This window comes from Bradyrhizobium sp. CCBAU 53338 (genome assembly GCF_015291665.1).
Lineage (GTDB): Bacteria > Pseudomonadota > Alphaproteobacteria > Rhizobiales > Xanthobacteraceae > Bradyrhizobium.
The window spans coordinates 7,203,125-7,217,225 of the sequence record NZ_CP030048.1; the positions used below are offsets into that span (position 1 = coordinate 7,203,125).

11 protein-coding genes and 1 pseudogene are annotated in these 14,101 nt (G+C 63.9%); 5 read left to right on the forward strand and 7 right to left on the reverse strand.

The genetic code is table 11. The features are described from left to right. The 3 genes and pseudogenes from XH90_RS33860 to XH90_RS33870 form a co-directional block, all read right to left on the reverse strand. Positions 1 to 798 carry a hypothetical protein gene (locus XH90_RS33860; protein WP_194478548.1) on the reverse strand — a complete coding sequence of 266 codons (798 nt, stop codon included), beginning with the start codon at positions 796 to 798 and terminating at the stop codon, positions 1 to 3. Positions 799 to 838: 40 nt separating this feature from the next. Beyond that, entirely contained in the window at positions 839 to 1,348 is a 510-nt protein-coding gene (locus tag XH90_RS33865) for an OsmC family protein (RefSeq protein WP_063686102.1), read from the reverse strand. 54 nt (positions 1,349 to 1,402) lie between these two features. Then, a pseudogene (locus XH90_RS33870) lies at positions 1,403 to 1,582 on the reverse strand (ABC transporter ATP-binding protein); the annotation flags it as partial. A 375-nt stretch (positions 1,583 to 1,957) separates the two neighbouring features. Between XH90_RS33870 and XH90_RS33875 the strand changes: the two are divergent. Continuing rightward, positions 1,958 to 4,747: a [protein-PII] uridylyltransferase gene (locus XH90_RS33875; RefSeq protein WP_194478549.1), complete on the forward strand. Its 2,790-nt coding sequence runs from the start codon at positions 1,958 to 1,960 to the stop codon at positions 4,745 to 4,747. A 10-nt stretch (positions 4,748 to 4,757) separates the two neighbouring features. Here XH90_RS33875 and XH90_RS33880 read toward each other — a convergent pair whose 3' ends face one another. Continuing rightward, on the reverse strand, positions 4,758 to 5,288 hold the full coding sequence (locus XH90_RS33880) for a methylated-DNA--[protein]-cysteine S-methyltransferase (protein WP_194478550.1): 531 nt from the start codon (positions 5,286 to 5,288) through the stop codon (positions 4,758 to 4,760). A 47-nt stretch (positions 5,289 to 5,335) separates the two neighbouring features. On the opposite strand from XH90_RS33880, the gene XH90_RS33885 reads away from it, so the two are divergent. From XH90_RS33885 to XH90_RS33895, 3 genes are all read left to right on the forward strand, one after another. Then, positions 5,336 to 5,743 (forward strand): DUF1304 domain-containing protein, encoded by a 408-nt coding sequence (locus tag XH90_RS33885; protein WP_371748376.1) that lies wholly within the window; start codon positions 5,336 to 5,338, stop codon positions 5,741 to 5,743. 181 nt (positions 5,744 to 5,924) lie between these two features. After that, positions 5,925 to 7,151: an ABC transporter substrate-binding protein gene (locus XH90_RS33890; protein ID WP_194478552.1), complete on the forward strand. Its 1,227-nt coding sequence runs from the start codon at positions 5,925 to 5,927 to the stop codon at positions 7,149 to 7,151. Between the two features lie 185 nt (positions 7,152 to 7,336). Then, positions 7,337 to 8,563, forward strand: coding sequence for an ABC transporter substrate-binding protein (locus tag XH90_RS33895; RefSeq protein ID WP_194478553.1), 1,227 nt, complete (start codon positions 7,337 to 7,339; stop codon positions 8,561 to 8,563). Positions 8,564 to 8,687: 124 nt separating this feature from the next. On the opposite strand, the gene XH90_RS33900 is transcribed toward XH90_RS33895, so the two are convergent. Next, positions 8,688 to 9,113, reverse strand: coding sequence for a DUF1330 domain-containing protein (locus tag XH90_RS33900; protein WP_194478554.1), 426 nt, complete (start codon positions 9,111 to 9,113; stop codon positions 8,688 to 8,690). Between the two features lie 166 nt (positions 9,114 to 9,279). Between XH90_RS33900 and XH90_RS33905 the strand changes: the two genes are divergently transcribed. Continuing rightward, the gene (locus XH90_RS33905; RefSeq protein ID WP_194478555.1) at positions 9,280 to 11,520 is read left to right on the forward strand and encodes a transglycosylase domain-containing protein; all 2,241 of its coding nucleotides are present in this window, start codon (positions 9,280 to 9,282) and stop codon (positions 11,518 to 11,520) included. 189 nt (positions 11,521 to 11,709) lie between these two features. Here XH90_RS33905 and XH90_RS33910 read toward each other — a convergent pair whose 3' ends face one another. After that, entirely contained in the window at positions 11,710 to 12,549 is an 840-nt protein-coding gene (locus XH90_RS33910; RefSeq protein ID WP_194478556.1) for a M48 family metallopeptidase, read from the reverse strand. A gap of 218 nt (positions 12,550 to 12,767) precedes the next feature. Then, complete coding sequence (locus tag XH90_RS33915; protein WP_194478557.1) at positions 12,768 to 14,096, reverse strand: polyhydroxyalkanoate depolymerase; 1,329 nt, start codon at positions 14,094 to 14,096, stop codon at positions 12,768 to 12,770. Between the last annotated feature and the right edge of the window lie 5 nt (positions 14,097 to 14,101).

Sequence of the window (14,101 nt, forward strand, 5' to 3'; positions counted from 1 at the left end):
TTAGTGCGCCAGCCGCTTCCGGCGGCCGTTCCACCACAGCGTCAAGTTCCAGACGATGCAGGTGGCGAGGCCCATGCCGAGGCCGGCAGCCGAGCCGAAGCTCGATGCGCCGACATGGAGCACCGCAATCGCCATGCCGAAGCCGAGCAGGCCCCAGGCCGAGTTGGCGAGCACGGCCGCAGTCGGCGGACCGCCGATGCGCGGGTGCAGGATCACCATCATGCTGGTGAACACGATCGGATACAGTGCGATGACGCCGGAGACGCGCGGGCCGACCCAGCCCGAGGTCGAGACCACGATTGCAACGAGCGTTGCGACCAGCGAGGCGCGGAACGGAATGTCGTACCAGCGGCGTGTCACCAGTGGCATCTTCACATGGCGGTACTTTGCGAGCAGCGGAATGCAGATGCCGAAGGCCACCAGATTGGCCGCGAGCCCGGCCGTCAGGGTCCAGTCGAACAGACGGACGATGGACGCCAGGACAATCCACACCCCCACAGCGCTTCCAACGCTCACGGCAAAGCTGTGCCGCTGCGCCAGCACGACGTAAGTCAGCCCGAGGAAGATCGTCGCGGCGTTGACGGGAAGGCTCGACAGCGCGCCCTGCGCAATGAAAGCAGCGTCATGGTCGATCGCGAGGAAGACATAGGAGGGCCCCGCCGAAATCGGCAGCGTCGCCACCAGCGCCCCGATCACCGGACCGGAGCGCTCGGTGATGATCGACGCCGACACCACGAAGGCGGCCGCAACCGCCATGCGCAGCAGAAGGAAGAGGATGTAAGACAGTTCGGCCGGCATCTTTTTCTTCTTGCCCTCCCCTCGAGGGGGAAGGAGGCAGCTACATCCGCTGCATCGACACCGAAACCTTCGGGCCGTTCTTGATGGTCTGATAGACCACGCAGTAGCGCTCGGTGAGCTTGAGCAGGAGATCGAGCTTGTCCTGCGGCGCTGGCGTGTCGACCTCGAAGCGCAGGCGGATCTCGGCGAAGCCGACCGGGGTTTCCTTGTCGACGCCGAGGGTGCCGCGGAAATCGAGGTCGCCTTCGGCATAGACGTTGCCGGTCTTCAGCGGCACCTCGATCGCGGTCGCGACCGATTTCAGCGTGACGCCGGCGCAGGCGACCAGCGCTTCCAGCAGCATGTCGCCGGAACAGAGTTCGAGGCCGGAGCCGCCGGTGGCGGGATGCAGGCCGGCCATCGCGATGGCGCGGCCGGTCTCGACCTTGCAGGCGATGCCTTCGCTATCGGTCGAGCCCTTGGCCTTCAGCGTGATCATCGCGGTCTTGGGATCGGTCTTGTAGCGTTCCTTGATCGGGGCCTGCATCTGGCGCAGCTCTGCGGCATCCATCTCGTTCTCTCCCGGGAAAATTGCTCTCCGATGTACCGGCTCGGGGCGAAATTGTCACCACCACACGGCCTGACCGGGACCCTGGGTTGCGTCACGGTCGGGCATGTTGCGATCGAGCGAACGGTCGAGTGACGTCAGCACGCTTCGTTTGAAGTTCTCGAACAACGGCGAATTGCGGTCGCGCGGCCGCATCACCGTTACGCGGTCGGCCAGCGCCATAGCCTCGTCGATGTCACCGGCTGCTCGCGGTGCACGAGGAGACCCGCAAACATTCGCTGGCGAACTACGACGACCTTGAGGAAGGTCTTCATCGCGTCGCAAGGCTGCCCGACGCTGTCGTCGTCAAGCAGCTCAGGAACCGAGTTCGCCCGCAGCCGCATCGGTGCGGATCCAGGTCGGCCCAGACGCCTGGATCGCCGCAGGTCGCGCGGAAAGCAAGAAATTTCATGTTTTCAATGGGTTACATCCTGAGTTCACCGAGAAAATCAGACCCTTGAAAGCGTGTGGCCTGAGAACAATTTTGCTTCGGCGGGCCTTTTCCAGCATGGAACGACACTTGCCAGAGAATGGCTGATGACAGCGCCTGTCAGCTCTTATATCCGGTGAGACATGGACACCGTTGCGACCGAGCACAAGCCAGAGCTGGATGATCGCTTCGACACGGCGCGGATCACCGCCGCGGTCGATGCGCTTGCCGAAAAGCATCAGGGACGCGAGGACACGTTCCGCACCGCCGTGGCGCAACTGCTCAAGGCCGAGCTGATCGCCGCACGCGCCGCAGCGCAAGCGATCCTGCTGAAGGACCGCCACGGCCGCCGCTGCGCCGAGCGTCTCTGCCACGTGCAGGATGAGATCATCCGCATCCTCTATTCGGCCGCGACGCGCCATCTCTACCGCTCGCCGATCCCGAGCGGGGCGGAGCGCATGGCGGTGGTGGCGACCGGCGGCTACGGCCGCGGCCTGATGGCCCCCGAGTCCGATATCGATCTGCTGTTCATCCTTCCTTACAAGCAAACCGCCTGGGGCGAGCAGGTCGCAGAGGCCATCCTCTATTGTCTGTGGGATATGGGGTTGAAGGTCGGCCACGCCACGCGCTCGGTCGACGAGTCGATCCGGCAGGCGCGGGGCGACATGACCATCCGTACCGCGATCCTGGAGACGCGCTTCCTCACCGGCGACCAGCCGCTCTATAACGAGCTGGTCGAGCGCTTCGACAAGGAAGTGGTGCAGGGTACGGCGTCCGAATTCGTCACCGCCAAGCTCGCCGAACGCGAGGAGCGGCATCGCCGCGGCGGCCAGTCGCGCTATCTGGTGGAGCCCAACGTCAAGGACGGCAAGGGCGCGCTGCGCGACCTGCACACGCTGTTCTGGATCGCCAAATACGTCTATCGCGTCCGCGACACCGACGAACTGGTCGAGCGCGGCGTGTTCGACGCGCAGGAATATCGCAGCTTCCGCCGCTGCGCCGACTTCCTCTGGTCGGTGCGCTGCAATCTGCATTTCTACTGCAACCGTGCCGAGGAGCGCCTTTCCTTCGATCTCCAGCGCGAGATCGCGATCAGGCTCGGCTACACCTCGCATCCCGGCATGCAGGACGTCGAGCGCTTCATGAAGCACTACTTCCTGGTCGCCAAGGAAGTCGGCAACCTCACCGCCATCCTCTGCGCCAAGCTCGAGGACCAGCAGGCCAAGCCCGCGCCGGTGCTGAGCCGGATGATGGCGCGGCTGCGCCCGACCCAGGCGAAGCGGCGCGTCCCTGACAGTGACGACTTCATCGTCGACAACAACCGCATCAATGTCGCCGCGCCCGACGTGTTCAAGCACGATCCGGTCAATCTGATCCGCATCTTCCGCCTGGCTCAGAAGAACAACCTCGCCTTCCATCCGGATGCGATGCGCGACGTGACGCGCTCGCTCGGCCTGATCAACGCGCAGATGCGCGAGAATCCCGAGGCCAACCGTCTCTTCATGGAGATCCTGACCTCCGACAACGCCGAGATCGTGCTACGGCGGATGAACGAGACCGGCGTGCTCGGCCATTTCATCCGCGCCTTCGGCAAGATCGTCTCGATGATGCAGTTCAACATGTATCATCACTACACGGTCGACGAGCACCTGATCCGCTGCGTCGGATTCCTCCAGGACATCGAGCGCGGCGGCATCGAGGAATTCGCCCTCGCCAGCGACCTGATGCGCAAAATTCGCCCCGAGCATCGCCCGGTCATCTACATCACGACACTGCTGCACGACATCGCCAAGGGACGGCCGGAAGATCATTCGATCGCCGGCGCCAAGGTCGCACGCCGGCTCTGCCCGCGGCTCGGCTTCAGCGCGGCCGACACCGAGCTGGTGGCCTGGCTGATCGAGGAACATTTGACGATGTCCACGGTCGCGCAGTCGCGCGACCTCTCCGACCGCAAGACCATCGAGAATTTCGCTGCCGTGGTGCAATCGGTCGAGCAGATGAAGCTCTTGACCATCCTGACCACCGCCGACATCCGCGGCGTCGGTCCCGGCGTGTGGAACGGCTGGAAGGCGCAGCTTTTGCGCTCGCTGTATTACGAGACCGAGCCGGTGCTGACCGGCGGCTTCTCGGAGGTTGACCGCGGCAAGCGCCTCACGGCCGCCTATGCCGAATTCCGGCACGCCTTCGCCGAGTGGCCGACGGACGAACTCGATGCCTATGTCGGCCGGCACTATCCGGCCTACTGGCTCAAGGTCGAGCTGCCGCGGAAAATTCGCCATGCGCGTTTCGTCCGCTCCAGCGAGCAGGCCGGCCACAAGCTGGCGATCAATGTCGGCTTCGACGAGGTGCGCGGCGTCACCGAGCTCACCATCTTCGCCGCCGATCATCCCTGGCTGCTCTCGATCATCGCAGGCGCCTGCGCCTCGGCCGGCGCCAACATCGTCGACGCGCAGATCTACACCACGACCGACGGCCGCGCGCTGGATACGATCTCGATCTCCCGGGAGTACGACCGCGACGAGGACGAGGGACGGCGCGCCACCCGCATCGGCGAGATGATCGAGGACGTGCTGGAAGGCAAGCTGCGCCTGCCCGAAGTGGTGGCGCGACGCACCGTGCGCAGCAAGGCAAAGCCGTTCGTGATCGAGCCTGAGGTGACCATCAACAACCAATGGTCCGACCGCTACACCGTGATCGAGGTTTCGGGCCTCGACCGCCCCGGCCTGCTCTACGAGCTGACCACCGCGATCTCGAAGCTCAACCTCAACATCGCCTCGGCCCATGTCGCGACCTTCGGCGAACGCGCGCGCGACGTGTTCTACGTGACCGACCTGCTCGGCGCGCAGATCAACGCACCGACCCGCCAGGCCGCGATCAAGAGTGCGCTGACCCATGTGATGGCCGGCGACAAGGCGGTTCAGCCGGCGGCGTGAGGAGCGAGGCCTAAACCGCCACGCCCTCGTGCCGCAGCAGCCAGCGCTTGCGCTCGAGGCCGCCGCCATATTTCACCAGCGAACCGTCTGCACCGATCAGGCGATGGCACGGCAGCACAACGCTGATCGGATTGGAGCCGTTGGCGTGGCCGACGGCACGAATGGCTTTCGGCATCTCGATCTTCGCGGCCAGCGTGCCGTAGCTCATCGTGGTGCCCGCCGGAATCTTCGCGAGCGCCGTCCAGACCTTCTGCTGGAACGGCGTGCCGGCGACGCGCCAGGCGATTCGTGCGAGTTGACCGAGATCGCCTTCGAAATATGCCGAGAGCGCGGCCTTCATCGCGGTTGGCGCGGGCTGATCGATCAGGTTCACCGCGCCATGATGCAGGCGCAGCAGATCGCGCATGCGGTGCTCGTAATCGTCCCAATCGAGCGCGCGCAGCGCGCCATCTGCGTCCGTGACGAGCAGCGCCGTACCAATCGGTGTCGCCAGCCGATCGAGGCCGAAGCGTTCAGGCGTCATCGTTGATCGAGCGAGCATTACGGCACCATCACGTCGGAACACGGTTCGCACTTGCCATGCCTGATATGCTAACGTCCACCCGAAAGCTGACGCTTTCGGGGGAGCTCAACTTGATTCTCATTGCCAATGTCCTGGTGGCGCTGGTCGCCGCGCTGCACGCCTATTTCCTGATCCTGGAGATGTTCCTTTGGGACAAGCCACAGGGCTTGAAGGTTTTCCGCAACACGCCCGAGAAGGCCGAGATGACGAAAGTGCTCGCCGCCAATCAGGGGCTCTATAACGGCTTCCTCGTCGCCGGCCTGATCTGGGGTCTGGTCCACGGCAACCCGGCCTTCGCGTTCCAGATCAAGATCTTCTTCCTGCTCTGCGTGATCGTGGCCGGCGCCTATGGCGCGGCGACCGTCAGCACGCGCATCCTGATCGTACAGGCGCTGCCGGCAGCGATCGCAATGGCTGCATTGTTCCTTGCTTAAGTTCTTGGCCCAGTGCTTGGCCTGAAGCGCTAGTGCTTGGCCTGAGACGCTAAGGCGCAGCGCCGTGATCCTTGCGTGCGGCCTGCCCTTCCTCCACACTCTTCGGCAGCGATGGCGACCGTTGCAAACAACGGGAAAAAGACCATCAGCCAGAAAATTCCGTCAGGAGGAACAACCCAACATGAAGACTCGCAGAGCCTATCTAGCTGCCACGGCGGCGCTCGCCTTCGCGTTCTCCGCCACTCAAGCTCTCGCACAGAAGAAATACGACACCGGTGCGAGCGACACCGAGATCAAGATCGGCCAGACCGTTCCGTTCTCCGGCGCCTATTCGGTCTACGCCAACATCGGCAAGACCCAGGCCGCCTACTTCAAGATGATCAACGACCAGGGCGGCATCAACGGCCGCAAGATCAACCTGATCCAGTATGACGACGCCTATTCGCCGCCGAAGACCGTCGAGCAGGTGCGCAAACTGGTCGAAGGCGACGAGGTCCTGTTTACGTTCCAACTGATCGGCACCGCGGCGAACGCGGCCGTGCAGAAATATCTCAACGGCAAGAAGGTGCCGCAGTTGCTGGCATCGACCGGCGCGGCGCGCTTCAACGATCCGCAAAACTATCCCTGGACCATGGCGTACAATCCCAACTACGTGTCCGAGGGACGGATCTACGCCAAATACATTCTCAAGGAGCATCCGAACGCCAAGATCGGCGTGCTCTACCAGAACGACGACATGGGCCGCGACTACCTCGCCGGCCTCAAGAACGGCCTCGGCGACAAGGCCGCCAGCATGATCGTCGGCGAGGTTTCCTACGAGGTCACCGATCCTACCGTGGACTCGCAGGTGGTGAAGCTGAAGTCGATGGGCGCCGATCTGTTCTACGACGCCTCGACGCCGAAATTCGCGGCGCAGGCGATCAAGAAGCTTGCCGACCTCGGCTGGACGCCGGTGCACATTCTCGACATCAATGCGAGCCCGGTGTCGGCGACGCTGAAGCCGGCCGGCCTCGACATCTCCAAGGGCATCGTCTCGACCAATTACGGCAAGGACCCCGGCGATCCCCAGTGGAAGGACGATGCGGGCGTGAAGGCTTTCTTCGCGTTCATGGACAAATATTTCCCTGAGGGCGACAAGCTCAATACCATCAACACCTATGGCTACTCGGTGGCGGAGTTGCTGGTGCAGGTGCTGAAGCAGTGCGGCGACGACCTCACGCGCGAGAACGTGATGAAGCAGGCTGCCAGCATCAAGGGCTACACGCCAAGCCTGGCGCTGCCCGGTATCAAGATCACCACCGGGCCGAGCGACTACCGCGTCAACAAGCAGATGCAGATGATGAAGTTCAACGGCGAACGCTGGGAGCTGTTCGGACCGATCATCGAGGACTCGGGTCCGGCGGGTTAGCGGAGTAAAATCAAACCTCGAATTGCGGGGTGGGCAAGGGCCCCGTCAGCGCCTTGCCCACTCTCCGAAGTTAACCCTACGAAGGGCGAGCATGCACCGACCTTGCGTTGCACAAGACGTTCCTCCACTATCCCGGCCGAGCGATGGCACGACAGGACCATCGACACCAACGGGAGAAAGTGCAAATGAGGAACGGGCTTTTGCATCTGGTCACGGGAACGGCACTCGCTTTGGCGCTGTCGGTTTCTTCGGCCAGTGCCCAGAAGAAATACGACCCTGGCGCCAGCGATACCGAAATCAAGATCGGCCAGACCAATCCATTCAGCGGACCGGCCTCCGCCTATGCCACAATCGGCAAGACGCAGGCCGCCTACATGAAGATGATCAATGATCAGGGCGGCGTGAACGGCCGCAAGATCAACCTGATCCAGTATGACGACGCCTATTCGCCGCCGAAGGCGGTGGAGCAGGTCCGCAAGCTGGTCGAGAGCGACGAGGTGCTGCTGACCTTCCAGCTTCTCGGCACCCCCTCGAACGCGGCCGTGCAGAAATATCTCAACTCCAAGAAGGTACCGCAACTCTTCGCGGCCACTGGGGCTTCCAAGTTCACCGATCCGAAGAATTTCCCGTGGACGATGGGCTTCAATCCCAACTACTTCGTCGAGGGCCGCATCTACGGCCAGTACATCATCAAGAACCACCCGAACGCCAAGATCGGCGTGCTCTATCAGAACGACGACCTCGGCAAGGACTATCTGAACGGCCTCAAGGCCGGCCTCGGCGACAAGGCCGCCAAGATGATCGTGACCGAAGCCTCCTACGAGGTCTCCGATCCCACGGTCGATTCGCAGATCCTCAAGATCAAGGACGCCGGTGCCGACCTGTTCTTCAGCGCCACCACGCCGAAACAGGCCGCGCAGGCGATCAAGAAGATCGCCGAGCTCGGCTGGCACCCGGTGCAGATCCTCGACATCAACGCCACTTCGGTCGGCGCGGTGATGAAGCCCGCGGGGCTCGAGGCGTCGAAGGGCGTGATCAGCGTCAACTACGGCAAGGATCCGCTGGACCCGACCTGGAAAGACGACCCCGGCATGAAGAAGTATTTCGAGTTCATGGCGAAGTACTATCCTGAAGGCGACAAGGACTCGAGCTTCAACAGCTACGGATACTCGACCTCGCAATTGATGATCTACGTGCTTCAGAAGTGCGGCGACAACCTGACCCGCGAGAATGTCATGAAGGTCGCCACCAGCCTGAAGGACGTGCAGCTCGACCTCTCGCTGCCCGGCATCAAGGCCAACACCTCGCCGACCGACTACCGCGTCAACAAGCAGCTTCAGATGATGAAGTTCAACGGCGAGCGCTGGGAGCTGTTCGGCCCGATCATGGAAGATACCGGCCCGGCGGGCTAGTTCTCGAAAGCAACTGCTTCAACGACGTGATGCCCGGGCCTGTCCCGGGCATCCACGTTCTTGGAGTAGAAAAAGGAGGCGTGGATAGCCGGGTCAAGCCGGCCAAGCCCGGCCATGACGGTACTCAGGTCGGTATCTCCCCAAAATTCTTCCCCACCGGCAGTACCGCGTGCCGGATCAGGCGCGAATCCTCGACTGCTGCCTGGCGGTGCTTGACCGCCTCGCGATAGACGGGGTCTCGGATCATCTCGACGAAGGCGGCGACGCTCGGGTACTCGGCGATGAAGCAATGATCCCAGCGCTCCTCCTGCGGACCGATCAGCATCAGTTCGAACCGGCCCTGCCAGACAATGCGGCCGCCAAGGCGTTCAAACACCGGGCCGCTCTCGCGACCGTAGGCCGCATAGGCTTCTGCACCGCTGGCCTTGCGGCCGTCGGGATAGGCCGCCTCTTGGCGCAGCCGCACCAGATTGAGCATGTGGATCGGACCCGGGCGGTCGTTTTCCCGGAATTGCGCGAAGATCTCCTTGGTCGGATCGATGTGGCCCATGCGAGCTCCCTCTTCTTGATGGCCGCGATCCTAGCTCTGCCGCCCGATGAGCGGAACTGCGGCCTGGGAATGCCGTACCTCCTAACCAGACGTTAAGGACGGGGTAACGGGGCCTTAAACAGCGACCGCTAGCGTGCGGCGGGGCGGGGTGACCGGGCGTTTGCGTATGGGGTCGGGAAAGAAAAAAGGTGGGCGGAAGGAGCCGTTGTTCGGCTTGCCCGCTGCGCTCGCCGACCTGCGCCTGACGGCGGCCGATCGCATTCCCGGCGGCGGCGACGACAAGCCGAAGAAATCCGCCAAGCGCAAGAGCGAACCTGCCGGCGACGAGCCGCCGCGCGAGCGCAAGGCGCCGGCCAGAAGCAGCGGCGCCAGGCGCCGGTCGAGATCATCCTTCAGCGCCGGCCTCGGCCGCCTCGTCTATTGGGGCGCCGTGCTGAGCCTGTGGGGCGTGATCGCCGTGATCGGCGTCGTGATCTGGGTCGGCGCCCATCTGCCGCCGATCCAGTCGCTGGAGATTCCGAAGCGCCCGCCGACGATCCAGATCGTCGGCATGGACGGCACCCTGCTGGCGCAGCGCGGCGAGATGGTCGGCGCGAATGTATCACTGAAGGACCTGCCGCCCTATCTGCCGAAGGCGTTCATCGCCATCGAGGACCGCCGCTTCTATTCGCATTTCGGCATCGACCCCGTCGGCATCCTGCGCGCGCTCGTCACCAACGTGCTCCATCGCGGCGTGTCGCAGGGCGGCTCGACGCTGACGCAGCAACTCGCCAAAAACCTGTTCCTGACCCAGGAACGAACCCTGCAGCGCAAGCTGCAGGAGGCGGAGCTCGCGATCTGGCTGGAGCGCAAGCATACCAAGAACGAGATCCTCGAGCTCTATCTCAACCGCGTCTATTTCGGCTCCGGCGCCTACGGCGTCGAAGCGGCCGCGCAGAAATATTTCGGCAAGCCGGCGAAGAACGTCACGATCGCCGAAGCCGCGATGCTGGCGGGCCTGGTCAAGTCGCCCTCGCGCCTCGCGCCGAACCGCAATCCGGAAGGCGCCGAAGCGCGCGCGCAAGTCGTGCTCGCAGCGATGGCGGACGCCAAGTTCATCACCGAGGCGCAGGCCCAGGCCTCGATCGGCCATCCCTCCTACAATGTGAAGCCGGTCGGTGCCGGCACGATCAACTATGTCGCCGACTGGATCGGCGAGGTGCTGGACGACCTCGTCGGCCAGATCGACGAGAGCATCAGGGTCGAGACCACGATCGATCCGAAGCTGCAGGCCGTGGCGGAGGCCGCCGTCATCGACGAGCTCGCCGCCAAGAGCGTGAAGTTCAACGTCAGCCAGGGCGCGCTGGTGGCGATGACGCCCGACGGCGCCGTGCGCGCCATGGTGGGCGGCCGGAACTATTCCGAGAGCCAGTACAACCGCGCGGTCACCGCCAAGCGCCAGCCGGGCTCCTCGTTCAAGCCGTTCGTCTATCTGACGGCGATGGAGCAGGGCCTGACGCCCGACACCATCCGCCAGGACGCGCCGATCGAGGTCAAGGGCTGGAGGCCGGAGAACTACACGCATGAATATTTCGGCCCGGTGACGCTGACGCAGGCGCTGGCGATGTCGCTCAACACCGTCGCCATCCGCCTCGGTCTCGAGGTCGGGCCGAAGAACGTGGTGCGCACCGCGCATCGGCTCGGCATCTCCTCCAAGCTCGAGCCCAACGCCTCGATCGCGCTCGGCACCTCGGAAGTCTCGGTGGTCGAGATGGTCGGCGCCTATGCACCGTTCGCCAATGGCGGCTTCGCCGCCATGCCGCACGTGGTGACGCGGATCAAGACGCTCGACGGCAAGCTGCTCTACATGCGGCCTGCCGACGAGCGCAACCAGGTGATCGAGCCGCGCTATGTGGGCATGATGAACACGATGATGCGCGAGACGCTGATCTCGGGCACGGCGAAGAAGGCCGAGATTCCCGGCTGGCAGGCGGCCGGCAAGACCGGCACCAGCCAGGACTATCGCGACGCCTGGTTCATCGGCTACACGTCGAACCTCGTCACCGGCGTCTGGCTCGGCAATGACGACAACTCGCCGACCAGGAAGGCGACCGGCGGCGGCCTGCCGGTGGAGGTCTGGACCCGCTTCATGCGCGCAGCCCATGAGGGCGTGCCGGTGGCGGCCCTGCCGAACCTGCAAGGCAATTGGGGGCCGGCGAACCTCGCGCAGATCTCATCGCAGGTGTCGCCGCCGACACAGGCGGCCGCGCCCGGATATTCACCGGGATATTCCCCTGGACCTGCTCCGGCGCCGGCCGGCAATGGCGGCTATCGCGCGCCACCGCGCGCCAATGTCAACGCACGGCCGGAAGCAGCCGCAGGGCTTGATGGCTGGCTGATGGACCGGCTGTTTGGCGGGAATCGATAGACCCCGAAACAACAACGCGAAAACAACCCCATGCACAGTAGGCGGCAGTTACCGGCTTGGTGTGCGGTGGGACTTGCGAGGCGGTTGATATGGCTCGCAGATCGACCAATGTGGCGCAAGGCGCACTCTCTGCGCCGGATCGCCCGCTTTCGCGGGCGATGACAGCGTCAGTCGGGGCAACGGCGCGCCCTAATCCTCGACCCCGTAACGGTGCAGATCGTTGCCAGAGGTGTCGAGCCACTTCTTGGCGCGCTCCATCGAGGGACAAATCTTGCCGCAGACGCGCCAGAAGCGGGCCGAGTGGTTCATCTCGACGAGATGGGCCACTTCATGCGCGGCGAGATAGTCGAGCACGAAAGGCGGCGCGAGGATCAGGCGCCAGGAGAACGACAGCGAACCGGCCGAGGTGCAGGAGCCCCAGCGGCTGGACTGATCGCGGATCGAGAGCCGCTTGACCTTGACGCCGAGCTCGGCGGCATGGGCCTCCGCGGAGCGTTGCAGATCCTTGCGCGCCTCGCGCTTGAGGAAGTCGCTGACGCGGCGATCGACATGCTCGAGCCCGCCGGCGACGCAGAGAATGCGTTCGCCGCTGTCGCGAATTTCGGTCCACACCGTGCCGCGGCTGCCGGCGCGATGCACGATGCGATGAGAAACGCCGCGGAGCGGTATCACTGTGCCATGTTGGAACGGCGCAGCCTTCGGCAAACGACCGAGACGCGCCGCGATCCACGCGCCGTGACGCTGCGCGAAATCCTTGGCTTCAGCGAGCGTGCCGCGCGGCGGGATCGTGAGGATCGCTTCGCGATCGCTCGGATGGATTCTGAGTGTGTAACGGCGCGCGCGGCGGTGCCTGCGCAGCCGAATCGCAAAGAATTGCGATCCATGGGTTATGAGAAGGGTCTTCGGTTCGTGAGGCCGACGGTAGAGGAGCGCGCGAGTGGCCATGTCTGTCAGTCCGGGGAGCAAGAGATCGCCCGGATTCTGCCATAACCGCCGCCACGGAAAGCGCTCGGCGCAAAAACAAATCATTTGCCCAATATACAGGGGTTCTGCAGTCCGGAGACCCTACAGACTGGGGTTGGAACCGGGTTTTTTCGCCCCCGCTGGACGCATGCGACACCCCCAAGGGCTGAGGGGTGACTCACTCCTATAACGCTACCTAAATACCCCGAATCTGGCGGGAACCCGGGACTGCCGGAGCCTCCGGCAGGGCCCGAAGTTTCGACGGGAAAGCCGAAATAGCTGGGTTATTCGGCTGCGAGCGCCTGCAACGATGCCGGATTCGCAGCCGAGACCATGAAGTCATGGATGCGCGGCACGATTTCCGACTTGAAGCGCGAGCCGTTGAACACGCCGTAATGTCCAACGCCCTTCTGGACGTAATGAACGCGGCGATGATCCGGAATCGAGCTGCACAATGCGTGCGTTGCTTCGGTCTGGCCGAGACCCGAGATGTCGTCGTTCTCGCCTTCGACCGTCATCAGGGCAACGCGCGTCACCTTCGAGGGATCGACCAGAGTTCCGCGATGGGTCATCTCGCCCTTCGGCAGCGAGTGCTTCACGAACACGGTGTCGACGGTCTGCAGATAGTACTCGGCCGAGAGGTCCATCACCGCGAGGTACTCGTCGTAGAACTCGCGGTGCTTGTCGACGAGGTCGCCGTCGCCCTTCACCAGATGGGCGAACAGCTGCTTGTGGGCGTCCATGTGCCGATCGAAGTTCATGCTGATGAACCCGTTGAGCTGCAGGAAGCCGGGATAGACGTCGCGCATCATCCCCGGATGCGGGAACGGCACCTTGGTGATGACGTGGTTGCGGAACCAGTCGATGCCGCGCTCCTGCGCAAGGTTGTTCACCGCGGTCGGATTGCGGCGGGTGTCGATCGGACCGCCCATCAGCGTCATCGAGGTCGGCACGAAGGGATCGCGCCGCGCTTCCATGATCGAGACGGCAGCGACGACGGGCACGGAGGGCTGGCACACGGCCATGACGTGGGTGTTGCCGCCCAGCACCTGCAGCATCTCGATGACGTAATCGATGTAGTCGTCGAGATCGAAGCGGCCTTCGCTCAAGGGCACCATGCGGGCGTCGGCCCAATCGGTGATGTAGACCTCATGCGCCGGCAGCAAGGCCTCGACGGTGCCGCGGAGCAGGGTCGCGTAGTGGCCGGACATCGGCGCCACGATCAGCACGCGCGGCTGCGGGCTGCGCAGCGGACGGGCGAATTTGCGATCGAAGTAGAGCAGATTGCAGAACGGCTTTTCCCAGACCGAGCGAACCTCGACGGGGACGCGGATGCCGTTGACCTCGGTGTCGTTGAGGCCCCACTCCGGCTTGCCGTAGCGGCGCGTGGTGCGCTCGAACAACTCGCAGGCCGCGGCGACGGACTTGCCGACCTCGGTGCGCGTCCATGGATTCAAGGGATTCTGAAACAGCAGCTTGGTCGCGTCGGTGACGGCACGTGCCGGATTGAGAGAGGCATGCGCCATCTCGTACATCCAGTACATCGGCGTGGTCAGGACCGGGCTGCCTTCTGCTGCCAGGGGCGGCGCGCCGCCAAACTCACCAATCGGCATGGTCA